Source organism: Variovorax sp. CCNWLW186, from assembly GCF_037203865.1.
In the GTDB taxonomy this organism is placed as follows: Bacteria; Pseudomonadota; Gammaproteobacteria; order Burkholderiales; family Burkholderiaceae_C; genus Variovorax.
In genome coordinates this window covers 35,931-59,072 of the sequence record NZ_JBBCBO010000013.1, presented here as the reverse complement: position 1 = coordinate 59,072, position 23,142 = coordinate 35,931, and the positions used below count along the sequence as shown (strand labels likewise).

Genomic DNA, 23,142 nt, shown 5'->3' with positions numbered 1-23,142 from the left:
TGTCGCCACCGTTGGCGCACCTGCGGGCTTGCCGGATTCACAACGACAAAAGGAGATTTGCAGATGCAGAACGAACCCCTTCAGCCGCGCCGCCGCTTCATCAAGACCGCCGCGGGGTCGGGACTCGCCGCCTTGGCCGGCCTGGCCGGCGCGCAGTCTTTCGACTTCAAACCCAACCAGCGCTACCCCGATCCCTCCGTGCTGATACTGGACCCGAGCTTTGCCAGGTACCGCATCTACAGCAGCACGGTCGAGCAGCTTGGCACCGGCATGCGGTGGGCCGAAGGGCCGGTGTACTTTCCTGAAGGCGGCTACCTGCTGTGCAGCGACATTCCGAACAACCGGCTCATGAAGTACGACGAGAAGACCGGCAAGTTCACGGTGCACAAGCAGAACGCCAACTTTGCCAACGGCAACACGCGCGACCGCCAGGGCCGACTGATTACCTGCGAACACTCCGTCACCCGCCGCGTGGTGCGCACCGAGAAAGACGGCCGCATGACGGTGCTGGCCGACAGCTACGAAGGCAAGAAGCTCAACGCGCCCAACGACGTGGTCGTCAGGTCGGACGACACGGTGTGGTTCACCGATCCCCTCTTCGGCATCAACGGCGAGTGGGAAGGTTCCAGGGCAACGCCCGAACAGGCGACCACCAACGTCTACCGCATTGCCAAGGACGGCAAGCTCACCGCCGTCATTACCGACCTGGTGAACCCGAACGGACTCGCGTTCTCGCCGGACGAGAAAAAACTCTACGTGGTCGAGTGGAAGGGCACGCCCAACCGCAGCATCTGGAGCTACGACGTTTCAGCCGACGGCACCAGCGTGTCGAATAAGACGAAGCTGGTGGACGCCGACGGCCCGGGCGCGCTCGACGGCTTTCGGGTCGACCGGGACGGCAACCTCTGGTGCGGCTGGGGCTTCAGCGGCGCCTTCTCGCCGGAGCCCACCGAGGTGGGCGGCGGGATGAAGGCACACTTGCCGCTCGGCAAGTCCGAAGAGATGGACGGCGTGAAGATCTTCAACCCTGAAGGCAAGCCGATCGGCTTCATTCGCCTTCCGGAGCGGTGCGCCAATCTCGAGTTCGGCGGACCGAAGCGCAACCGCCTCTACATGACGAGCAGTCATTCGCTCTACGCGCTCTACGTGGAAGCGCACGGCGCAGTCTAGTTTCCGCGGGAAAGCGCGCGCCGCCGCATCAGGTACCAGGCCGCGGGGACGACCAGCATGCTCAGCAATGGCGCGGTGACCATGCCGCCCACCATGGGCGCTGCGATGCGGGTCATCACCTCCGAGCCGGTACCGCTGCCCCACAAAATGGGCAGCAGCCCGGCCATCACCACGGCAACCGTCATCGCCTTGGGCCGCACCCGCAGCACAGCGCCTTCGCGGATGGCGGCCAGCAGGGTCTCTTCGTTCATCGGTTCCCCGGCGTCGAGGCGCCGCGCGAGCGCGTTCTTCAGGTAGACCAGCATCACCACGCCGAACTCGGCCGCAACGCCGGCGAGCGCGATGAAGCCCACTGCCGTGGCGACGGAAATCGAATGGCCCATCGCCCAGATGAGCCAGAAGCCGCCGATGAGGGAGAACGGCACGGCCGCCATCACCAACGCCGCGTCGCCGAACGACCTGAACAGCACGTAGAGCAGCACGAAGATGACCGCCAGCGTCGCTGGAACGACCAGCTTCAGGCGCTCGGTCGCACGCTCCAGGTATTCGAACTGGCCCGACCACGACACCGCATAGCCCGCCGGCATCTGCACAGCCCGGCCGACGGCTGCCTGCATCTCGGTAACGGCTGAGCGCAAGTCCCGGCCGCGCACGTCGACATAGACCCACCCCGACAGCCGTGCGTTCTCGCTGCGCAGCATCGGCGGACCGTCCTCGATGCTGATCTTCGCGACATCGCCCAGCAGCAGCTGCGCGCCCCTGGCCGTGACGAAAGGCAGTTGCCGCAGGCGCTCCAGCGAATCGCGGATCTCGCGCGGATAACGCACGTTGATGGGATAGCGCTCGCGGCCCTGGATGACTTCGCCCACGTTGTCGCCGCCGATGGCCGTGGACACCACGGCCTGCACCTCGGCCACCGAAAGCCCGTGGCGTGCCGCCGCCAGCCGGTCGACGTCGACATCGATGTAGCGCCCGCCGGTGAGCCGCTCGGCCAGCGCCGATGAGACACCGGGCACATTCTTGACCGCGGCCTCGATCTGCGTGGCGAGCGCATCGATGGTGGCCAGGTCCGCGCCGGCCACCTTGATACCGACGGGGCTCTTGATGCCCGTGGCCAGCATGTCGATGCGGTTGCGGATGGGCGGCACCCACACGTTGGTGAGGCCCGGCACCTTGACCGCGCGGTCCAGTTCCTCGATGAGCCTGTCGGGCGTCATGTCCGCGCGCCATTGCGCCCTGGGCTTGAACTGGATGGTGGTCTCGAACATCTCGAGCGGTGCCGGATCGGTCGCGGTGTCTGCCCGGCCGGCCTTGCCGAACACGCGCTCGACTTCGGGCACGGCCTTGATCATCCGGTCGGTCTGCTGCAGCAGTTCGGAGGCCTTCGACACCGAAAGCCCGGGCAGCGCGGAAGGCATGTAGAGCAGGTCGCCCTCGTCCAGCGGCGGCATGAACTCGCCGCCGAGCCGCATCAGCGGCACCGCCGTGAGTGCCAGCAGCACCGCGGCAATGGCCAGTGTTCCCTTGGGAAAGCGCAGCACCAGCTCCAGTGCGGGCCGGTACGCCGCCATCAGCAGGCGGTTTACCGGATTGGCGCCCTCGTGCGGAATGCGCCCACGGATGAGATAGCCCATGAGCACCGGAATCAGCGTGACCGACAGGCCCGCCGCGGCCGCCATGGCGTAGGTCTTGGTAAAGGCGAGCGGAGAGAACAGCCGCCCCTCTTGCGCCTCGAGCGAGAACACGGGCACGAAGGACAGCGTGATCACCAGCAGCGAGAAGAACAGCGCGGGCCCCACCTCGACCGATGCATCCGCCACAAGTTGCCACCGCTCGGCCACATCGGGTTGCCTGCCCTCGGCGGCTTCGAAAGCCTCGATGTGCTTATGCACGTTTTCGACCATGACGATCGCGCCGTCCACCATGGCACCGATGGCAATTGCGATGCCGCCGAGCGACATGATGTTGGCGTTGACCCCCTGCCAGTGCATGACGATGAACGCAGCCAGCACGCCGACGGGCAGCGCCACCACCGCGACCAGCGCAGAGCGCAGGTGGAACAGGAACACCGCGCAGACCAGCGCCACCACGATGAACTCCTCGATGAGCTTGCCGCGCAGGTTCTCCACTGCGCGGTCGATCAGCAGCCAGCGGTCGTAGGTGGGCACGATCTCCACCCCCGGCGGCAGGCTTGGCTTGAGCGCCTCGAGCCTGGCCTTGACGGCCTCGATGGTCGAACGGGCGTTCTTGCCCGAGCGCATGACGACCACGCCGCCGGCCACTTCGCCTTCGCCGTCGAGCTCGGCGATGCCGCGGCGCATCTCGGGACCGATCTGCACGGTGGCCACGTCGCGCAGCAGCACCGGCGTTGCGCCCGCCACCGCGAGCGGGATGCTCCGGAAATCGTCCAGCGAACGCAGGTAGCCGCGCGATCGCACCATGTACTCCGCCTCGGCAAACTCCACCACCGAGCCGCCCGAAGCCTGGTTGGCCTTCTGCAAGGCCTCCACGACCATCGACTGCGCGATGCCCAGCGCGCGCATTCGGTCGGGATCGAGCACCACCTGGTACTGGCGCACCATGCCGCCGATGCTCGCCACCTCGGCCACGTCGGGCACCGTCTTGAGTTCGAACTTGAGGAACCAGTCGTTGAGCGCGCGCAGCTGCCCGATGTCGCGCGTGCCCGTGCGGTCGACCAGCGCGTATTCATAGATCCATCCCACGCCGGTGGCGTCCGGGCCCAGCGAGGCGTTGGCGCCCGCGGGCAACCGGCTTTGCACCTGGTTGAGATATTCCACGACGCGGGAGCGCGCCCAATACGGATCGGTCTTGTCGTCGAACAGCACATAGACGAACGAGTCGCCGAAGAACGAATAGCCCCGCACGGTCTTGGCGCCGGGCACGCTGAGCATGGTGGTGGTCAGCGGGTAGGTCACAAGGTCCTCGACCACCTGGGGCGCCTTGCCCGGAAAGGGCGTGCGGATGATGACCTGCGTGTCCGACAGATCGGGCAATGCGTCGAGCGGCGTGCGCGCGACCGACCACACGCCCGCAGCCACCAGGAACAGCGTCGCGATCAGCACCAGGAAACGGTTGCCGATGGACCAGCGGATGAGCGCGGCGATCATGGCTTGCGGGCCGGTTGCACGCGCTGCACGGAGACCAGCTCATAGCCCATGGGCCCGCCCTCCTTGAACTCGAAGCGCACGCTGTCGCCCGGCTTGATGTCGGCGAAGGCGCTCCGCGACGCCTTGGAAAAGCCCATCGTCATGGAAGGCCACAGGAGCGTGGCGACCGGACCGTGCGAGATGGTGATGCCGTCGGCCGCCACGCTCTCCACCCTGCCCTCTGCCTTGTGCAGCACGACGGCCGGCGATGCAGCCTGCGATGCGGATGCAGGTGCCGCCATGCTGCCGAGCACCGAGCGCAGCCGCGCCTCCGAATCGATCAGGAACTGGCCGCTCGCCACCACCTGCTCGCCCTCGGCGAGCCCCGAGACCACTTCGGTGTCGTCCCCCGCGTCGGCGCCCAGCGACACGTCGCGCGGCTCGAAAGCGCCGTCGGCCCTGCGCACGATCACCACCGCGCGCTTGCCGGTGCGAATCACGGCCTCCGACGGCACGACCAGCCGGCTGGCCGCAGGCCCGGCCACCTGCAGGCGCAGCAACATGCCGGGCGTGAGTTTTCCGGCCCTGTTGTCGACCTCGAAGCGAGCCTTCAAGGTGCGCGTGGCGGTGTTGATCTCGGGCAGGATTTCGTCGAGCGCGCCGTCGAACGACTCGGACGCGTCGGCCTGGAGCACGGCCCGAGCCTTCTGGCCGCGCCCCAGGCGCACCGCCTGTGCTTCCGGAATCTCGGCCACCGCCCACACTTTCTGCAGGCCGGCAATGCGAAAGAGCGTCATACCGGGCGTGACCGCAACGCCTTCGCGCACGCCCAGCTCGGCGACCACGCCGTCGACCGGCGCGGTGAGCACGTAGCGCGCTTGCGCGGTGCCGGCTTCCTCGCTGCGCCGGATGAGTTCGGCGGGAATGGACATGGCCCGCATGCGCTCGCGGGCTGCCGCGACGAGATCGGGCGAAGCGCCCGAGCGCCTGAGCGCGAGCCACTCGTTCTGCGGACCGAGCCAATCGGGCGCGAAGACAGTCGCCAGGGCTTGGCCTTTGCGCACGCGCTCCATCGGCGCGCGGACCGAGAGGCCCTCGACATATCCCGCAACGCGGGTCTGCACCGCGGCGTTGAGCCGCTCGTCGAACTGCACGGCTCCAATGGCATCGAACGACGAAGATGTTTCCACCCGCCGCACGCCGGCATACCGGATGCCGAGGTTCTGCTGCACGGCGGGGCTGATCTTCACGCCCCCTTCGCTTCCTGTGCCGGTAGCGCTGTCGGCATACATCGGCACCAGTTGCATGTCCATGAACGGCGACTTGCCGGGTTGGTCGAAACGCGGGCCCGGCACCATCGGATCGTGCCAGTAGAGCACCTTGCGGCCCTCGGCCCCGGGGGCCGAGCTCATGGCAGCGTCCGCATGTTGGCCCGTCTTGCGGCCCAGGTAGAAGGCACCGCCAGCGAGCAGCAAGGCGGCCAGCAGCAACATGCCGGCAGTGAGTTTTCGGTTCATTGCGCCACCTCGGCGTTGATCGGCCGGAAGGCCAGTTGAACTTGGGTCTTGGCGAGATCGCGCTGCAGCGCCAGCAGCTTGCGCTGCGCCTCGACTTCGGCATGCCGCGCCTGGAACAAGGCAGCCAGATCGCCCTGGTTGGACCGGTAGGCCGCCGTTGCGGCCGCGGCCCTTTGGCCGGCGGTAACGACCACGCCGGCGCGATAGCGGTCGATGCGTTGCTGCAGGCGCTGCGCATCGCCGATCAGCGATTTGTATTCGGCGGTGGCGGCGCGCATCGCTTCGGCCAGTTCGGCCTCGGCCTTGCCGGCCAGCGCGAGCTTGGCGGCGGTGTCGCGGTCCTGGCGGTCGCCAGGCGCCACCGGCAGCGGAATGCTCACACCCACCGACACCATGTCAGCGTAGCCGGTGCGCTGGCCGTAGGCGAGCTCCCAGGTCCAGTTGGGCTTGCGATTGGATGCGGTCACCGCCGCGGCTTGCGCGGCCACTTCCACATCGCGCTGCATGGCGGCGACGGCCGGATGCGCGGCAACGTAGGCCTCTTCCGAAGGGAGCGCAACGGTGCCCGCCGGCGGCACCAGTTCATCGGGCTGCACGCCGGTCCAGCGCTGCAGCGCAACGCGCGCAGCGTTCTGCTGCTGCCGGATTTCCGCCGCGTCGTCTTCCGAGACGCCTCTTGCCCCGGTCAGCGCGAGCACGTCTTGGCTGCTCCCGGCAGCCGACGACAGGCGCGCGCGCGAGGCCTCCAGTTCTTCGTGGGCGTGGCGCTCCATGAGCGTGGCCAGCTTCAGCGCCTCGCCGGCATAGAAGGCTTCGACGTAGGCGAGCGCGGTCTGCAGACGGGTCTCGGCCAAGGCCGCCTGCGCCTGCACCGTTTCGCGGCCGACCGACGCATCCGCGGCCGCCTGGCGCGCCGCGCGCTTGTCGGCGGACAGCCACTCCTGGCTGATGCCGATGCGCTTCATCGTCATCGGTTCGCGCGCGGTGTGAAAGCGGTCCGGCCCGGTCGCAGGCAGGTTGTCGATGCCGACGCGCAGCGTGGGATCGGGAAGCTGCGCCGCCGCATGCGCCGCTTCCTTGGCGCTCGACAAACCGGCGCGTGCGGCGCGCGTGGTCTCGGAGCGCTGGGCCGCAAGCTGAAGCGCGTTCTGAAGGGACAAGGGGGCGGCCGCAGCAAGGTACGGCAGCAGCGCTACGACCAATAAGGCTGCGCGCAAGGAAAGAGGGGCCATGGCAACTCCGCGGACGAACGAGGCAATGGCCGGCAAGCGGACGAGCCGCGCCGGCACCGGTCAGTCGACGGAGAATTTCAGACGCGGAGTCTGCGGGTCGCTAGAAAAACGGGATCGGGCGGCGGATGCTGCCGCTCGGGCCGGGCCTGCGGCGGAAGCGCATGTCCCTGCGAAGCCAGCACCACGGGCAGGGCCAGTACCTGCACGATGGCAGGCAGCGAAGGCGTCGCGGCCTTCACGGGCTCGAACGACAGCGACATGTCCGCGGCATGCTGGTGGCACAGCACGGGCTGAGCGGTGTCCATGCCTTCGCAGGGTTCGCCCGTTGCGGCCATCATTTCGGCCATTGCCGCGGCATCTGCCGCGCCGGGGCAGACATAGCTTGCCAGCGCCAGCTGCGAGAACAGCAGCGAAAGGACCACGAAGAACGCGGCCAACTGGCGGTGGATAAAGCGGCTGGGGACCATGTGTGAGCGGAGTGTAGCCCCGCGCGGCTCGCAAGGGAGCCCGCGCGGGCACCGCGTTGCTCAGGCCGCCGGCTCGTCGAGGTTCACCAGGTTCAGGATCGCCATCGGGCCGCCCGGAAACTGCACGAGGCGGCCTTCGTTCACGCCGCCCAGGTCGATGGGGGTGAAGCCCAGGCGGGCGATCAGTTCGCTCACGGTCTTCTTGGCATCGGCGTCCTTGCCCGAAAGGAACAGCACGCGGCGGCCGCCTGCGACCTTCGGGTCGGCTTCCAGCGCGGCAGCCGCCAGGTGGTTGAAGGCCTTGACCACGCGAGCGCCCGGCGCCAGTTCGGCCACCACTTCGTTGGAAGCGCGGCCGCCCACGTCGATCGGCTTCAGCGACGGCGCTTCGACGGCATTGTTGGCATCGACGAGGATGCGGCCATTCCACGGCCCCAGGTCTTTCAGCGCGGAGTGCAGGCGGTTCCAGTTGACCGCGACAAACACCAGGTCGGCCTGGGCCGCTTCCTTGAGCTCGACGGCCTTGATGCGGGGACCCAGTTCGTCGACCAATGGCTGCAGCGTTTGCGGGCCGCGGCTGTTGGCAATGGCGGCTTCGATGCCGTTGCGTGCGAGTTGGCGAGCGATGGCGGAGCCGATTTCGCCGGCGCCGATGATGGCGATTTTCATTTGGTTTTCCTTGAAGTGAAGTGCGCAAGATCGTCTTGCCGGGTTCAACTCTAGGTATTCGCCCCCCATAGCAATAGTCGTGACTGGCTTGAATTACTTTCAAGCATTTGTTGAAATCCGCTGCAATGGAAACCCTCGCCAACCTTGAATCCTTCGTGCGCAGCGCGGAGACGGGCAGCTTTTCGTCGGCGGCACGCCGGCTCGCGCTCACACCCGCAGCAGTCAGCCGCAACGTCGCCCAGCTGGAGCGCAACCTGGGCGTGCGCCTGTTCCAGCGCAGCACGCGCGGCCTTACGCTCAGCGAGGCGGGCGAACGGTTCTTGCAATCGGTGCAGGGCGGGCTCGACAGCATCCAGGGCGCCATTGCGGACATCACCGTGAATGCCGGGCAGCCGGCTGGGGTGCTCAGGCTGAGCGCGGCGCCGGGCTTCGGCATGGACTACCTGTTGCCGCTGATGCCCGGCTTTCTCGAAAAGTATCCGGCGGTCGTTCCGGACTGGTTCTTCGACAACCGTCCGCTGGACCTGATTGCCGGCGGCTTCGACGCAGCCGTGGGCGGCGGGTTCGATCTGCCGCCCGGCATGGTGGCGCGCGAGCTGGGGCGCATCCACCTGATTGCGGTGGCATCGCCCGGCTTCCTGCGCGGCAAGCGCCGGCCGAAGGACCCGGGCGGCCTTGCCGACCTTGCAGGCGTGGCCCTGCGCTCGCCGCTGCACAGCCGCGTTCGCACGCCGGTCATGCGCAACGGCGCCGGACGCGAAATGGCCGCCACGCAGAAGCCGGTGATGGTGGTCAACGACCCCGATGCGCTCTGCCGTGCAACGCTGCTGGGCCTGGGAATCGGCCTCGTCGCCGTGCCGCACGCCGCGCCACACCTGCAGAGCGGCGCGTTGGAGCGGCTGCTGCCCGACTGGCACTGCGACCTCGGCCCGCTCTCGCTGTACTTCGCGAGCCAGAAGCTGCTGCCGGGCAAGACGCGCGCCTTTGTCGATTTCGTCACCGCGGCGTTCCGCGAGCAGAAGCTGGCCCAGCGCCTGTCCGCCGGCAGCCGCACGCGGTAACACCGGCTGACTTGTTCGGCGGTGATGATGCGGCATACTCCCACCCCCCAAACTCGCCAGAAGCCCGCTGAATGGACAAGGAAGTCGACCCCCGCGTACTCGCCGTCATCGATGAGATGCGCCTGTCAGGACCGCGGCTCAGTCCGGTTGAAATCGTCGCCAAGATGGGCGTGTTCGACGCGCGCGACAAGCCCTTCGAGTACGCCTGGATGGCCACGGGCGACAACGTCATTGCCACCATCTGGGCGGAGTATGTGCACGTGGGTGCGAACGGGCGCTGGTTCTATCTCGAATCGCTCGACACGCAGCACCGCCCGGGCGGCGGCACGCGAACGCCCAACCAGGTCCAGCGCGCCAAGGACCGCCTTGCATTGCTCAAGCGCACCTTCGACGCAGGCCAGGCCTTCCGCGCGGTCGTGCAGACCAACCGGGTTGCGATTGCAGAACTCGAAAGCAACAAGAGCGCGAAGGTGTCCACCCGCGTGCGCGACGACTCCGAATGGCACGTCGCAAGCTGGGAGCCCGAGCAGCTGCTGGCGGTGCTGGTGCGCGGCCCGCGCGGCTGGGTTCCCGATGACGCCGACATGCAGGCCGCCAAGGCGCGAGGCGGCGTTCCGGCGGCTGTAGAAGCGGAGCCCGAGGCGGCCAAGCCGGCTTCGGCGGAAGAGGTCCAGGCTGCCGCCATGGCGTATGTCATGGGCCACTTCAAGGGCTACGGCTACAACGCCGAGGACGTGACCAGCCAGAAGCTGGGCTACGACATCGAGGTGTCGAACGCGAAAGGCGCAACGCTTCTCAGGGTCACCGTGAAGGGCACCTCCACGGCAACGCCGAACTTCCGCCTCACCCCCGAAGAAAACGCGTGCTCCACGCGCGAGCCGCTCTGGCGCCTGCTGGTGGTGGCCGATGCCGGCGGGCCCACCGCGCAGCACAAGATCTACAAGCCTTCGGAGATGAGCCAGGCGCCCGGCTTCGAAGCCGAGAGCTAGAGCAGCGCCGCGATTTCCGCAGCCCCCAGCGCGCCCTGGTAGACCCGGAAGTCGTCCAGTTGCGCGCGCAGCGCCGGATCGTTCGGATACTGCGAGCGTCCGAGAAAGTTCTGCGTGGTCTCTCCCAGCTCGAAGGGCGCCAGCGTCATCTGCGCGTTGCTGCCGACCGCCACGCCATCGACATACAGCGTGCCGAGCGTGCCGGCCAGGGTCACGGCCACGTGCACCCAGCGCCCGGTCGGCAGCGGCGACGCGCCTTCGATCACCTGCTCGTTGTAGCCGTGAACCCTGGAGATCGCGTAGCGCACGGTGCCGGCATTGCTGCGCGGCGTGAGCATCATGTAGCGGCGCGTGCCGGAGCCGAAGTCGAAGACGCGCGACCACGTCGAGAGGCTGTCCACGTACACCCAGCATGCGATCGTGAAGTCGGCCGCGTCCTTCACCAAGCCCGTGGGCAGGTTGATGTAGGCGCCCGTGCCGCCCAGGGCGACAGCCCCTGCTGAGTTGCGGCCCGCAGTCCAAGCCGCGCCACCGGCAAGTTCGCTGGCGGCTAACCGGCCTGTCGCATCGGCGGCGGAGTTCCCTTGCGCTTCGTCGAACCTGAGGTGCATCAGCAGCTCGGGTTTGAGGGCGGCCCGCGCTTCGGCGGATGGCTCGCTCTCTCCCCCTGCGTTCACGGCAACCACGACGTAGTAATACACCTCTCCCGCGACGCCGGTGGTGTCGGTGAAAGCCAGCGTGTCGGTGATGCCTGAAGCCACGGTGGTGCTGTAGGGCCCGCCCGCGGTGGAGGCGCGCCTGACCGAGTAGCTCAGCGCGCCGGTGCTGCCCCACCACGACAACTCCACTTGCGAGGCGCGCACCCGCGCGGTGAGCCCGCTCGGCCGCACGAGCGCCGTGAGCGGATCGCGCGTGAAGGTCAGGGTTCCGAAGCCGAGCTGGTCGCCGTTGTTGCCGTCCGTTTCCGGGCGCATCTGCTCGGCCTGCAGCGCGGTGTAGGGCGTGGCAATGCCGAGGCGGTTTGCATAGTGGTTGTGCACGCTCTCCCAGATTCCGCGCCGATGGCCCTGCCCACCCGCCGCCAGCACGGACTGCGTTCCCTGCCGGTTCACGTTGGTGACGAAAGGCACAGTGTAGAAGTCGCCCGCGCCGTCGCGAAGATTGGACTTGGCGACGTACTCGGCACCGGCCAGAAAGCGGTTGTTCTCATAGCCGTAGATGTCGTCGCCCTGGTTCCACGCCATTTCGCAGAACGCGCCTGCGAGGCCGATGCCCAGGGTGCAGTGGCCCTGGTCGCGGCCGCTCTCCTGCCACTGGCCCAGATAGCCGGGATGCATGTGATAGACCGCCTGCAAGCCGGCGCCGTTGCCCGCGCCGCTCCTGTAGTAGTTCAGGGCCTCGTCGTAGATGTCGCGCCGGTCGCACAGCACGCCGATGGCCAGGATGGCACCAATCGTGCACTGGTCCCAGTTGGCCCAGTAGTTGGTGATCTCGGAGCCGTTGTGGTTGACGAGAAAGCTGTGGTTGAGCGGATAGAACACCGTCAGCATCATGTTCTGGAAGCGCGCGAAGTCGCTGGCCGCCCAGCCCGGATAGGTGCGCATGATCTCGGCCGCGTTCGCGAACTGCTGGCCGTAGATGCCAGCCGCAAGAAAGCGGTCGGCGTTGCCCTCGATCGCCGTCAACGCGGACGACCACTCGTTGAGGAACCTGATCGCCAGGTCGGCATAGCGCGTGTCCTGCGAAACCTTCCAGCGCAGCGCCAACTGGTAGGCACGCGCAACGTCGATGTAGAACTGCGCGAAGTTCTGGCCCGGGACGTCCCCCCGAATCACCGTGGCCAGCGGCCTCGGCGTGGCGCCGAGCTGCGAGCGGCCATTGGATGTGAGCGCATTCCATCCGGCGAGCCAGGGCTGTGCGTTGGCCGCGACCTTGAGGCGCATGCGCTCGAAGTCGGCCTCGGTGTGCAGCAGGCCGGGGTGAACGAACGGCTTCGTTCGCGCGGGCGAGGGCGCTGGCGCCGGCACGTCTTCGGAGCCGGAACCCGTTGCGGGACCGGGTGCCGCACCAGCGGTGCCCTGCGTCGCACCGCCAAGCAGGCCGATGCTGCCCGCTCCGCTGCCGCCTCCTCCTCCGCCACAAGCGGCGGTTCCAAGGGCGGCGAGACTCATCGCGCCCATGCAGAACATGCGGCGGTCCAGGGAGTTGTCGAGGGTGTTGTCGGGGAGGTTGTTGTCTTCGCTGGCCGGTTGATGCATGTTGTATTGAGGTTTTGTTAAACCTTGCTACCGCAACATGCATGCCCAATTCGCAGATGAGCCCTTTTCTATTCGCCTCGCTTGCGGATCGCTGCGCAAAAAAGCCTCAGGGCCCGCAAAACCCTCTGCACATGACAATCAGTGTCACGCGCGCCGCGCGGTGCGCTCATAAATGTCACGCTTTGCGCCGCACCGCTAAAGCTGCAGGTTGACGTCGACCTTGGGCGTGCCGGGCGCCGATTGCGCGACCACGACGATGCGTTCTTCGAGCCGCTGAAAGTGCAGGTCGACCCGCGCACTCCCCACCTGCAGCCCTTGCACGTGCAGCTGGTCGATGTCCGCGGGCAACTGCGGCTGCACGATCTTCACCTCGCGCCGGACGCCGTCCACCTGCAGGCCCAGGCAGGCTTGCAGCAGCATGAACACCGAGCCCGCCGCCCATGCCTGCGGCAGGCAGGCCACAGGGTAGGCAACGGGGGACTGGCCGGGCTGGCGGTCGAAGCCGCAGAACAGTTCGGGCAAGCGCATGCCGAAGTGCGAGGCCGTCTCGAACAGGTTGTCCAGGATGCGCACCACGCCGTCTCGCTCGCCGTAGTGGGCAAGCCCGGCCGCACACAGCGCAACATCGTGCGGCCACACCGATCCGTTGTGATACGACATCGGGTTGAAGCGCACCGCCTCCGTCGGCAAGGTGCGAATGCCCCAGCCCGATGCGAAGGCCGACGACAGCAGTTGGTGGCCGACGGACAGGGCCCTCTCTTCGCCCGGCAGACCCGTGAAGAGCAGATGCCCCGCATTCGAGGCACGCACGCGGCAGGGCTGGTTGGCACCGTCGATGGCGAGCGCGTAGAACTTCAGGTCGTCGAGCCAGAAGCGGCTTTCGACCGCTTCGCGCATGGCCTCCGCACGCTGGCGCCAACGGGCCGCGCCGGAGTCGCCCTGCCACTCGGCCATGGACGACATCGCAAGAAAGGCCGCATAGACATAGCCTTGCACCTCGACGAGAGCAATCGGCCCTTCGGGCGTGCGGCCGTCGGCGTGGAAGATCGAGTCGTGGCTGTCCTTCCACCCCTGGTTGGCAAGGCCGCTCGCTTCACCGCGCTGGTAGGCGAGCAGGCCATCGGGGTGGCGCGCCATGTTGCGCTCCATCCATTCACAAGCGGCGCACAGCGCGGGCCAGATGTGCGCGATGGTGGCGCGGTCGGCCGTGCGCCGCGCATAGGCACCTGCCAAGGCCACGAAAAGCGGCGTGGTGTCGACCCCACCGTAGTACTGGCCGAAGGGCAGTTCGTCGACCGCGGCCATCTCGCCCTTGCGGGTCTCGTGCATGATTTTTCCGGGCTCGGCATCGCGAAAGCTCGAGGTCTGGTGCGCCTGCCGCGCCGCAAGAAATTCGAGCACGCCCTGCGCCAGCCTCGGGTCGATCCACAGCGTCTGGAAAGCGGTGACGATGGCGTCGCGCCCGAACGGTGTCGAGAACCATGGAATGCCCGCGTAGGGATACGGCCCCGTGGGCAGGTCGGTCGTGAGCAGCGCAAGGTCGGCGCGCGAGCGATCGAGCCAGGCCTGGAACAAGCGACCCGAAGCCTGCAGGCGCGAGCCGCGGCGCTGGCGTGCGCGCATGCGCCACCGCGCGAGCACGCCGGCCTCGCGGAACCGTGCCGCGCTGGGCTGGCCGGGCTCCGTGCCCACCTCGATGTGGAGCGTCCACTCGCCGTGCGCCGCGAGCGGCACGGTGAATGCGGCGGTGCCTGCATCGAGACGCTGCGGAACTTGTGAAAAGTCGATGCAAGCCAGGCGCGTGACCGTGTCCAGCCCCTGGTAGCGCAGCACCACGCCGTGCGTTCCCACCTCTGGCGCGCCGATCTCGCCGCGCCGTGCGCGCTGCTGGCCGCGCACTTCGAACATGTCGCGAAAGTCGGCGCCGAATTGCAGCGTGAGCGGCGCCTGCGCGGGCTGGTCGCTGTAGTTGACGAGCCGGATGCGCTCGAACAGCCGCGCGCCCCACAGAAAGCGCTTGCGCTCCAGATGGATCACGCCCTGCGGCATCGATGTCGATCCGAGCACCGGCAGCGGGCGGTTGGTGAGATTGGCGGTGAAGAAGACGTTGTCCTGGCTCACCCCGCTGGACAACAGCGACGGACGCGCGCCGTCGAGCCGCAGCACGAATGTCGACAGCATGCGCGTGTCGTCGTGAAAGAGCCCGTCCACACCGCCGCCCACGTCGCCGTGGCCGTCCATCACAAAATAGGTGTCGCCCTCCTTGAGCACGAACGCGTGCTGCACCGCGCGTTCGGTGGCCGGCTCGGCCTGATCGACAGCAGGCACTTCAACGCTCATCGCTCAGGCCGCCTCGTGGTAGACGTGGTCTTGCGGCGGCAGCACCCCGCCACCGATCAGCCGCTGGTATTGCTCGACGTAGGCACTTGCCATCGCATGCGCGGAGAACCTGCTTTCGAACGCCTCGCGCACGCGGCGGCGGTCGAGCTTGCCGATGGCGCGCACCGCCTCCACCGCCTGCACTTCGTCTTCGACGATGAGCCCGCTCACGCCGTGCTCGATCACTTCGGGCACCGAGCCGCAGCGCCACCCGATCACCGGCGTGCCGCAAGCCATGGCCTCGATCATCACCAGGCCAAAGGGCTCCGGCCAGTCGATGGGAAAGAGCAGCGCGCGAGCGCCGCCAAGAAATTTCGCCTTGTCGGCATCGCCGATCTCGCCGATGAATTCGACCAGTGGGTGGTCGAGCATCGGCTTGATCTTTTGCGCAAAGTAGCTTGCATCGGCTGCATCGACCTTGGCCGCGATCTTGAGCGGGAGCCCCGCTTTCTTCGCGATCTCGATGGCGCGGTCGGGCCGCTTCTCGGGCGAGATGCGCCCCAGGAAAGCCAGGTATCCATCAGGCTTGGGCTGGAAGGCATAGGGCGTTTCGTCCAGCCCGTGGGGAATGGTCGCGAACCAGTTGGCAAAAGGCAGCGGCTTTCGCTGGTGGCGCGAGATGGAGACCAGCGGATAGCGGCTCCAGCGCATGTAGGCGCCGGGCAGATCGGCAATGTCGAGCCGGCCATGAAGCGTGGTGAGCGTTCGGCCCGCCATGTCCTCGAAGAACGGAAAGTGCATCAGGTCGACGTGGAAGTGCAGCACGTCGAACTGGTGCGCTCGTCGCCGCACTTCGTGAAGCATGCTCAGGTGGCTGGCCAGGTCGGACTTCAGCGGCGCCGGGTCCAGGCGCAGGGCCTGCGCGCGCATGGGGGCCAGCTGGGCCCGGGTCTGGGTGTCCGCCGAAGCGAACAGCGTGACTTCGTGTCCCTGGTCGACCAGCGCGTTGGCCAGGTGGGCGACGACCCGTTCGGTGCCGCCGTAGAGCCGCGGCGGAACGGCTTCGTAGAGGGGTGCGATCTGCGCGATCTTCATCGTCAAGACAGTCTCCTCGGGAGGAAATGAATGAACAAGGAATGAGGGCGAAGAAACGGAGGCGCGAGGCTTCCAAGCTGTAATTTTGATGCGGCTGTTTTTAATTTCAAGAGCATTCAAAAAGCGCCCCTGCGGCATTCGCCGCTTGCAGCCGGCGCCGGCTTGTTCTAGATTTTTTCGCGTTGCATTGGAGGTCTCTTGATGAACATTCTCGAAACCGTTGCCGACCAGTCCGACGCGATGCGGCTGCCGCTGTATGCGGTGACCGTGACCGCCGTGGCCCGCGAAGAAGCGCCTGCGTTGCTGTCCCTGCACTGGCACGGCTTCTTCCGGCAGACGCCCCTGCATTTGCCGGGCCTCGAACTGCCCGCACGGCCGGTGCCGCAGTCGATGGCGCAGTTCGACATGCCCCAGGGCGTGCTCGATGCGTTCGACGCACTCGAGCAATCGCTGCTCGAGGCGGCGTGGCAGCTCGGCGCCTGGGACGTCGAGCGGCTCGAGCGGCCGGCATGGTGGCGGCTTGGCGCGCCTGCAACCGAAGTGAGCGACGGCCGACGCGCCTTTGGCTACTACGAAGACGACGACAGCGACAACGGCCACGTCATGGCCGATGCGCCCGACCGCGAAGAGCTGATGCGGCTTGCCGCGCACCGCGGCTACCTGCGCTGGCTGTTCCGCCCGCGCAAGCGCGGCATCTGGGCCGAAGTGCAAGACGATGGCGACGACACGCTCGACGAGAGCGGCGGGCGCCCGCTGCCCTGCCCCGTGATGCCCCAGCCGCTGCATGGCGACGATGCGGCGCGCCGCACCGTCTACCGGCTGGGCCGTGCGGACCGCATCCTGCTTGGTGGCGGCTGAAAAAAATCGTCACAAAAAAATCTGCGGCGCACCCTCTTGAAGCGGCGGCGGCCAGCCCATAGCTCTCGCGCGCCGGCATTTCTCGGTGCCGGTTCAACTTTTTTGATGACCTGTATCGCTTAGGAGATTGAACATGAAACTTCATCCTCTGTACGACCGGGTGATCGTCAAGCGAATCGAACAGCAGCGCAAGACGGCTTCCGGCATCGTGATTCCCGACTCGGCCGCGGAGAAGCCCGAACAGGGCGAGGTGCTCTCGGTGGGCCAAGGGAAGCTGCTTGCGGACGGCACCCTGCGCCCCTTGCACCTGAAGGCGGGCGACCAGGTGCTCTTTGCCAAGTACGCGGGGCAGACGGTCAAGGTCGAAGACGAGGAACTGCTGGTGATGCGCGAGGACGACGTGCTCGCGGTTGTCGACACCAGCGAACGCGGCGGCCTGAAGCGCGTCGCCTGATGATGTCCAGAAACCCGTTGTGAAAGGAGTGATGAAAAAATGACTGCCAAGGACGTCAGGTTCCATGACAACGCCCGCCAGCGCATCGTCGCGGGCGTCAACATCCTTGCCGATGCGGTGAAGGTCACGCTCGGTCCCAAGGGCCGCAACGTGCTGCTCGAACGCAGCTTCGGCGCACCCACCATCACCAAGGACGGCGTGTCGGTGGCCAAGGAGATCGAGCTTGCCGACAAGTTCGAGAACATGGGCGCGCAGATCGTGAAGCAGGTCGCCTCCAAGACGGCCGACGTGGCGGGCGACGGCACCACCACCGCCACCGTGCTCGCGCAGGCCATCGTGCAAGAGGGCATGAAGCACGTGGCCTCGGGCATGAACCCGATGGACCTGAAGCGCGGCATCGACAAGGCCACCGCCGCGGTGCTCGAAGAGCTGCGCAAGCTCTCCAAGCCCATCTCTACCGGAAAGGAGATCGCGCAGGTGGCCGCGCTTTCGGCCAACTCCGACGAAGCCATCGGCAAGATCATTGCCGACGCAATGGAGAAGGTCGGCAAGGAAGGCGTGATCACGGTGGAAGACGGCAAGTCGCTCGATAACGAGCTCGACGTGGTCGAGGGCATGCAGTTCGACCGCGGCTACCTGAGCCCCTACTTCATCAACGACCCCGAGAAGCAGGTGGCGCACCTCGACGATCCGCTGGTGCTGCTGCACGACAAGAAGATCTCGAACATCCGCGAACTGCTGCCGGTGCTCGAAGCCGCCGCAAAGGCCGGCAAGCCGCTCCTGATCGTGGCCGAAGAGGTCGAGGGCGAAGCGCTTGCCACGCTGGTGGTCAACTCCATGCGCGGCGTGCTGAAGGTGGCGGCTGTCAAGGCGCCGGGCTTCGGCGACCGCCGCAAGGCAATGCTCGAGGACATTGCGGTACTCACGGGCGCGACGGTGATCTCCGAAGAAACCGGCAAGCAGCTCGACAAGGCGACGCTCGAAGACCTGGGCCGCGCCAAGCGCGTCGAGGTGCAAAAGGAGAACACCATCATCATCGACGGCGCGGGCGACCAGGCGCTCATCGATGCGCGCGTGAAGTCGATCCAGGCGCAGATCGAGCAGGCCACCAGCGACTACGACCGCGAGAAGCTGCAGGAGCGCGTGGCCAAGCTCGCGGGCGGCGTGGCGGTGATCCGCGTCGGTGCCGCCACCGAAGTGGAAATGAAGGAAAAGAAGGACCGCGTCGACGATGCGCTGCACGCCACGCGCGCGGCTGTCGAGGAAGGCATCGTGCCCGGCGGCGGCGTGGCGCTGCTGCGCGCGCGTGCGGCCACCACCGAGCTGAAAGGTGCCAATGCCGACCAGGACGCGGGCATTCGCATTGCGCTGCGCGCGCTCGAGGCACCGCTGCGGGCCATAGTCGCCAATGCGGGCGTGGAGCCTTCGGTGGTCGTTTCCAAGGTGCTCGAGGGCAAGGGCAACTATGGCTACGACGCAGCGACCGGCGAGTACGGCGACCTGGTGCAGATCGGCGTGGTCGACCCGACCAAGGTCACCCGCACCGCGCTGCAGAACGCGGCGTCGATCGCGGGCTTGATCCTCACAACGGACGCGACCGTGGCGGAACTGCCCAAGCCCGCCGAGAAGGCTCCGGCCATGCCGGCGGGCGGCATGGACTATTGAGCCGGTTGCACGCCTTTAGCTGAAGCGCGAAGCGGCGTCCCTTGCGGGGCGCCGCTTCTTTTGCTTTGTCTTGCCCTGCCCCCGCGCTCGCCTTGATTCAAAGCGCCGGCGGCAGGCGGATTTCGATCGGGTGCGTGCGCTCGTAGCGCTCCTGGCATTCGACGCAGCGGGCGGAGGCCGGCATGGCGTTGAGTCTTTCGGCCGGAATCTGCACGCCGCAATCCACGCAGGTACCGAACTCACCATTGCGCAGCCGCTCCCTGGCGGCCTCGATGTCGCGGAGCTCGGCAACGTCGCGGTCCATTTCAGCGCTTCGCAGCGCGCCGCGGAGGCGCTCCTCTGCTGCATCGACCGTGTCCGGCACTTGCACATGCGGGGTTCGGGTGGGCGCCTCGGCTTCATCGGCCTTGGCGGTCCTCAATTCGGACTCGAGCTCTGCCGCTCGCTCGTCGAGCTTGCGGTGCCACTGTTCGGTGTTCTTCGTCATGCCGGATTCACCGGCAAACCGCATGCCCGCGGCGTGGCTTCTGCAGGCATGCGATGCTCCACCCGAACTTGCGGCAAAAAGCCTGAATCGAATTGCAGCACTCCGACACCCTTCTTCTGGCCGCCCTGCGCGCCGCGCCGCGCAGGTACCGCATGCCGCCCTTGCCGGCGGATGCAGTCTCAGCCGCGGCAACCGGCACGGATGCGGCCTTGGCCTTTGCGATCGAGGCCGTTCGCATCGGGCAGGAGGAGCTTGAGGTGCCGCCGCCGGCTTCCGTCCGGCCGCTTTTTACCAAGGCGCTGGCACAGCTGATCCGCAAAGCGCTGGCGCCTGAAGGCGGGGACCCGGCTTTCCAGGCACTGGTGATGCAGGCGCAGGATGCAGAGGTTCGTGAACATGCGCAGCTGTCCAGGCAGCGCGAGGCCGACCAGCGCGCCATCAGGGCCGCCACGAATGCCATCGCGCATCCGGGCAAGTTGCGGCAGATGCCGGCCGATGAAGTGCGCGACGCACTGGCGCGGTTGCACGGTTTGGCGGCGGCAGACTCGTGGGAAGAGCTTGCGCGCGCCATCGAGCATTTGCTCGGCCGGAATCTCTCCGCACAGCAAAACTTGCAACCCGCGTTGGAGGCCATTCGTTCCAACCCTGCGCTAGAACGGCTGGTGCGCGGCAGCCGCTTGCTGCACCTGGAGGCCGTGCAGCGCTACCAGGCGCTTTGCGAACGCCAGGGGCCGATGGCCGGCAGCCACGCCGCCCTCGCCAAGGGGCGCGCGTCGGCCCGTCGCGGTGAGGCTGCCGAGGAAACCGGCGTGCAGGCGTTCCGCCAGATCGCAGATGCGCTGAATCAGCGTGAAAAAGGTGTTGCGAGCTATCGCGTCGTGCAAAGCCTTCGGAACCCTGCTGCTTTTCCGGGCGAGGCGAACAAGGCCAAGGAAGAATGGGACGCCGCGATTGTGCGCAGCAGCGCGGGTGACGGCGACGAACTCGTTCTTCTTGCAGAGATCAAGGCCTCTCCTGTTTCTGCCACAGCCGATTTCTCGCGCCTGCTGCGCGGCTTGCGGCGCCTGGCGGAGGCACGCCCCGAAACGACCTACGCCTTTGCATCTGCCGATGGCATTGCGCGCATCCATGGCGCGTCGCTGCGAAGGCTGCAGCCCGACGGCGACTCGTTGCCGCCGCACGTGATCTATTGCTGCTCGGCACCGACCGAAGCGCATCCGCCGGTGCTGAGCGCGGCAAGCAAGGCCGTTCTGCTTGGAGAGCCCGCGAGCCTCGCGTTCGCACACCAGCTCCTTGCAGGCGAACTGCCGTCGCCCGCTTTTCTCGAACCGGTATGGAATGCGCTCACGACAGAGCCGCGGCTGCGTTCCGCGCTGCATCAATACGACACCGCGCGAAAGGCGCGCGCGGCCATGCTGCATCCGGCCGATCTGCTGGCATCCGTCGCCCCAAGCCTGGAGGCCCCGGGCGGCTAGTGCTGCTTTGCGGAGCGCTGCGCCCGGGGAGCTTCGTCGATGCGGGCAGACCGCTCTGCGGCTTCGGCAGGATTACCGCCGTCCGACATCACATACACGCCGCGCGTCGGAATGGCGAACTCGACGCCCAGCGCGTCGAACTCACGCATCATCTGCAGATTGAGGCGCTGCTGTTCGTCCATGTAGAGCCCGTAGTCCGGCGTGGTCACGAAATAGACCACTTCGAAGTCGAGCGAGCTTTCACCGAAGGCCTGGAAGTGCACGCGGTCCAACCGCAGCTTGGGCCGCGATTCGATCAGCCGCTTCACGATGCCGGGAATGGCCTCCAGCTTTTCCGGGTCGCTGCGGTAGCTCATGCCGAACTTGAACGCAATGCGGCGCTCTTCCATGCGGCGATAGTTCTTCACGATCTGCTTCAGCAGGTCGGTGTTGCTGATGACGATCTGCTCGCCCGTCAGGCTGCGCAGGCGCGTAGTCTTGAGGCCGATGTGCTGCACCGTGCCCGAGAGGTCGCCAATGCCGATGGCGTCGCCCACCTCGAACGGCTTGTCGACCGCAATCGAAAGCGATGCGAACAGGTCGCCAAGAATGTTCTGCACCGCCAGCGCGATCGCAATGCCGCCGACGCCGAGGCTGGCCACGAACGCGGTGATGTTGACGCCCAGGTTCGAGAGCATCGCCAACAGCACCACGGCCCACAGCAGCGTGCGCAGCGACCATGAAAGGAGCACCGCGGACGCGCTGACCTGCGTCATGCCCGACGAACTATGGCGCGCCTCGTAGCGGCGCAGCCCCAGGCTGATGGCCTTGGTGAACCACAGCCCGGTTTGCAGCGCCAGTGCAATGAACCACAGCTGACCGACGCGCTGGTTCCAGCGCTCGGTCAGGTCGAGCATGCCCACGCCGACGAGCACCGCCGCAAGCAGCAGGAACACGCGGTTGGTACTGCCGAGCACCTCGACCACCATGTCGTCGACATGATTGCTCGTGCGCTGCGCGAGTTGCCGCGTACGGCCGATCACATAGCGCAGCACCAGCCGCATTGCAAGATAAGCCGCCAGGGCGGCTGCAACGGCCAGCGCCAGGTCGGGCACGGGCAACCCCAGCAGGGTCGCGTCGGTAAGAGCGTCGAGCTTCTCGTTCATCCGCGGAAGGCCTTCGCCATGTCGGTTGCAAGAGGGGAAGAAGTCATGTCGTTCCTTGAAAGCTCATGTTCGAGCGTGCTCGCGAATATCGGTCGCGTGCGTTTGCATCCACTGCCCATGCGTCCCTTGCGGGATTGGGGAGATGAGGAAGGCGGCGGGGGTTTGTTGATATTCTGGGTCGTCGAGAAAACCTCGTCGTGCAATCGGACTCTCCTGGTCCTTCTTGCGACGCCTTCTCTTTCGGCCAGGCACCCGGCTTGCCCCGTGCCTCGGATGCCCAACCCGGCGGTCCCTCCGCCCGACCCAGGAACTGAAAAAAGATGACGGAAAGCAGAGCACGACCCGGTGACCATGGCGCGACGCGTGACGACGATCGCTCGCAACCGCAAGCACCGGTGTCGGAGGCCGGCGTTGCCCGCACCTACGACCGGCTTGCGCCGCTGTACGACACCTTGTTCGGCCAGGTACTGGAGCCCGGGCGCAAGCGCATGGCCGAGGTCGTTCGCATGCTGCAGCCGGGGTCGCTGCTCGAAGTGGGTGTGGGCACGGGACTGGCGCTGGCAGGGTATCCCGCCGAATGCAACATCGTGGGCATCGACCTTTCGCACGACATGCTCGAGCGTGCGCGCGAGCGCGCGGCCCGGCTGCCGCAGCACCACATCGGCATCGAACACATGAATGCCGAGCGCATGCGTTTTGCCGATGGCACTTTCGACTGCGTGACCGTGCCTTACGTGCTCTCCGTGACCCCGCGCCCGGCCGAACTGGTGCGCGAGATTCGCCGCGTGTGCAAGCCTGGCGGAACCATCGTGGTGCTCAATCACTTCAGCGGCAGCAAGCTGTGGTGGCTTCTGGAGCGCGCGGTTCGCTCCGCGGCCGAGCACGTGGGGTTTCGCTCCGACTTCAAATACGACGAGCAGATACTTTCTCATGACTGGCAGGTGCTGAGCGTGGAGCCGGTCAACCTGTTCGGCCTTTCGAAGCTGGTGGTGCTGGACAACCACCGCTAGTACAAAGCCGCGCGCATTGCCGCGTCTGGCCCGACGCGGCTGCGGGTCGTGCAGCAAATCTTGCCGCACGCGCGTGGCCCCGCCGCCAGGAATCGAACCTGGATCTCGGCCTTCGGAGGGCCGCATTCTGTCCGTTGAACTACAGCGGGAGCGTTGTCCCATCG

Annotated in this window: 18 protein-coding genes and 1 tRNA gene; 8 read left to right on the top strand and 11 right to left on the bottom strand. The window is 66.9% G+C overall.

Going from position 1 to position 23,142, the window contains the following annotated elements; genetic code table 11:
• The first annotated feature begins 63 nt into the window (after positions 1 to 63).
• On the top strand, positions 64 to 1,170 hold the full coding sequence (locus V9K97_RS16795; RefSeq protein WP_337319428.1) for an SMP-30/gluconolactonase/LRE family protein: 1,107 nt from the start codon (positions 64 to 66) through the stop codon (positions 1,168 to 1,170).
• Here V9K97_RS16795 and V9K97_RS16790 read toward each other — a convergent pair.
• The 5 genes from V9K97_RS16790 to V9K97_RS16770 form a co-directional block, all read right to left on the bottom strand.
• Positions 1,167 to 4,298 carry an efflux RND transporter permease subunit gene (locus V9K97_RS16790; RefSeq protein WP_337319426.1) on the bottom strand — a complete coding sequence of 1,044 codons (3,132 nt, stop codon included), beginning with the start codon at positions 4,296 to 4,298 and terminating at the stop codon, positions 1,167 to 1,169. The two genes, V9K97_RS16795 and V9K97_RS16790, sit on opposite strands and share 4 nt — an antisense overlap.
• Positions 4,295 to 5,794 (bottom strand): efflux RND transporter periplasmic adaptor subunit, encoded by a 1,500-nt coding sequence (locus V9K97_RS16785; protein WP_337319424.1) that lies wholly within the window; start codon positions 5,792 to 5,794, stop codon positions 4,295 to 4,297. Before V9K97_RS16785 ends, V9K97_RS16790 begins: the two co-directional genes overlap by 4 nt.
• The gene (locus tag V9K97_RS16780; RefSeq protein WP_337319422.1) at positions 5,791 to 7,026 is read right to left on the bottom strand and encodes a TolC family protein; all 1,236 of its coding nucleotides are present in this window, start codon (positions 7,024 to 7,026) and stop codon (positions 5,791 to 5,793) included. The genes V9K97_RS16785 and V9K97_RS16780 overlap by 4 nt, the downstream gene beginning before the upstream one ends.
• 77 nt (positions 7,027 to 7,103) lie before the next feature.
• Positions 7,104 to 7,493: a hypothetical protein gene (locus V9K97_RS16775; protein WP_337319420.1), complete on the bottom strand. Its 390-nt coding sequence runs from the start codon at positions 7,491 to 7,493 to the stop codon at positions 7,104 to 7,106.
• A gap of 60 nt (positions 7,494 to 7,553) precedes the next feature.
• Positions 7,554 to 8,162, bottom strand: coding sequence for an NADPH-dependent F420 reductase (locus tag V9K97_RS16770; RefSeq protein WP_337319418.1), 609 nt, complete (start codon positions 8,160 to 8,162; stop codon positions 7,554 to 7,556).
• Positions 8,163 to 8,287: 125 nt separating this feature from the next.
• On the opposite strand from V9K97_RS16770, the gene V9K97_RS16765 reads away from it, so the two are divergent.
• Positions 8,288 to 9,223 (top strand): LysR family transcriptional regulator, encoded by a 936-nt coding sequence (locus V9K97_RS16765; RefSeq protein ID WP_258503855.1) that lies wholly within the window; start codon positions 8,288 to 8,290, stop codon positions 9,221 to 9,223.
• Between the two features lie 71 nt (positions 9,224 to 9,294).
• Positions 9,295 to 10,212, top strand: a complete 918-nt coding sequence (locus tag V9K97_RS16760) for a protein NO VEIN domain-containing protein (RefSeq protein ID WP_337319417.1) — start codon at positions 9,295 to 9,297, stop codon at positions 10,210 to 10,212.
• On the opposite strand, the gene V9K97_RS16755 is transcribed toward V9K97_RS16760, so the two are convergent.
• From V9K97_RS16755 to V9K97_RS16745, 3 genes are all read right to left on the bottom strand, one after another.
• On the bottom strand, positions 10,209 to 12,470 hold the full coding sequence (locus V9K97_RS16755; protein ID WP_337319416.1) for a LamG-like jellyroll fold domain-containing protein: 2,262 nt from the start codon (positions 12,468 to 12,470) through the stop codon (positions 10,209 to 10,211). The two genes, V9K97_RS16760 and V9K97_RS16755, sit on opposite strands and share 4 nt — an antisense overlap.
• A 195-nt stretch (positions 12,471 to 12,665) precedes the next feature.
• Entirely contained in the window at positions 12,666 to 14,810 is a 2,145-nt protein-coding gene (locus V9K97_RS16750; RefSeq protein ID WP_337319414.1) for an amylo-alpha-1,6-glucosidase, read from the bottom strand.
• Between the two features lie 3 nt (positions 14,811 to 14,813).
• Positions 14,814 to 15,884: a glycosyltransferase family 4 protein gene (locus V9K97_RS16745; RefSeq protein WP_337319533.1), complete on the bottom strand. Its 1,071-nt coding sequence runs from the start codon at positions 15,882 to 15,884 to the stop codon at positions 14,814 to 14,816.
• 201 nt (positions 15,885 to 16,085) lie between these two features.
• Between V9K97_RS16745 and V9K97_RS16740 the strand changes: the two genes are divergently transcribed.
• The 3 genes from V9K97_RS16740 (at position 16,086) to groL (ending at position 18,861) form a co-directional block, all read left to right on the top strand.
• Entirely contained in the window at positions 16,086 to 16,742 is a 657-nt protein-coding gene (locus V9K97_RS16740; protein ID WP_258503850.1) for a diguanylate cyclase, read from the top strand.
• 133 nt (positions 16,743 to 16,875) lie between these two features.
• Complete coding sequence (locus tag V9K97_RS16735; protein WP_258503849.1) at positions 16,876 to 17,196, top strand: co-chaperone GroES; 321 nt, start codon at positions 16,876 to 16,878, stop codon at positions 17,194 to 17,196.
• A gap of 39 nt (positions 17,197 to 17,235) precedes the next feature.
• Complete coding sequence (groL, locus tag V9K97_RS16730; RefSeq protein ID WP_337319412.1) at positions 17,236 to 18,861, top strand: chaperonin GroEL; 1,626 nt, start codon at positions 17,236 to 17,238, stop codon at positions 18,859 to 18,861.
• Positions 18,862 to 18,958: 97 nt separating this feature from the next.
• Here groL and V9K97_RS16725 read toward each other — a convergent pair whose 3' ends face one another.
• Positions 18,959 to 19,348 (bottom strand): TraR/DksA family transcriptional regulator, encoded by a 390-nt coding sequence (locus tag V9K97_RS16725; protein ID WP_337319410.1) that lies wholly within the window; start codon positions 19,346 to 19,348, stop codon positions 18,959 to 18,961.
• Between the two features lie 92 nt (positions 19,349 to 19,440).
• Here V9K97_RS16725 and V9K97_RS16720 point away from each other — a divergent pair, with 92 nt between their 5' ends.
• Entirely contained in the window at positions 19,441 to 20,823 is a 1,383-nt protein-coding gene (locus V9K97_RS16720; protein ID WP_337319408.1) for a hypothetical protein, read from the top strand.
• On the opposite strand, the gene V9K97_RS16715 is transcribed toward V9K97_RS16720, so the two are convergent.
• Positions 20,820 to 21,968 carry a mechanosensitive ion channel family protein gene (locus V9K97_RS16715; protein WP_258503844.1) on the bottom strand — a complete coding sequence of 383 codons (1,149 nt, stop codon included), beginning with the start codon at positions 21,966 to 21,968 and terminating at the stop codon, positions 20,820 to 20,822. The genes V9K97_RS16720 and V9K97_RS16715 overlap by 4 nt on opposite strands.
• A gap of 320 nt (positions 21,969 to 22,288) precedes the next feature.
• On the opposite strand from V9K97_RS16715, the gene V9K97_RS16710 reads away from it, so the two are divergent.
• Entirely contained in the window at positions 22,289 to 22,978 is a 690-nt protein-coding gene (locus tag V9K97_RS16710; RefSeq protein ID WP_258503843.1) for a class I SAM-dependent methyltransferase, read from the top strand.
• 74 nt (positions 22,979 to 23,052) lie between these two features.
• On the opposite strand, the gene V9K97_RS16705 is transcribed toward V9K97_RS16710, so the two are convergent.
• Positions 23,053 to 23,127 (bottom strand) — tRNA-Arg (locus tag V9K97_RS16705).
• Positions 23,128 to 23,142 lie beyond the last annotated feature (15 nt).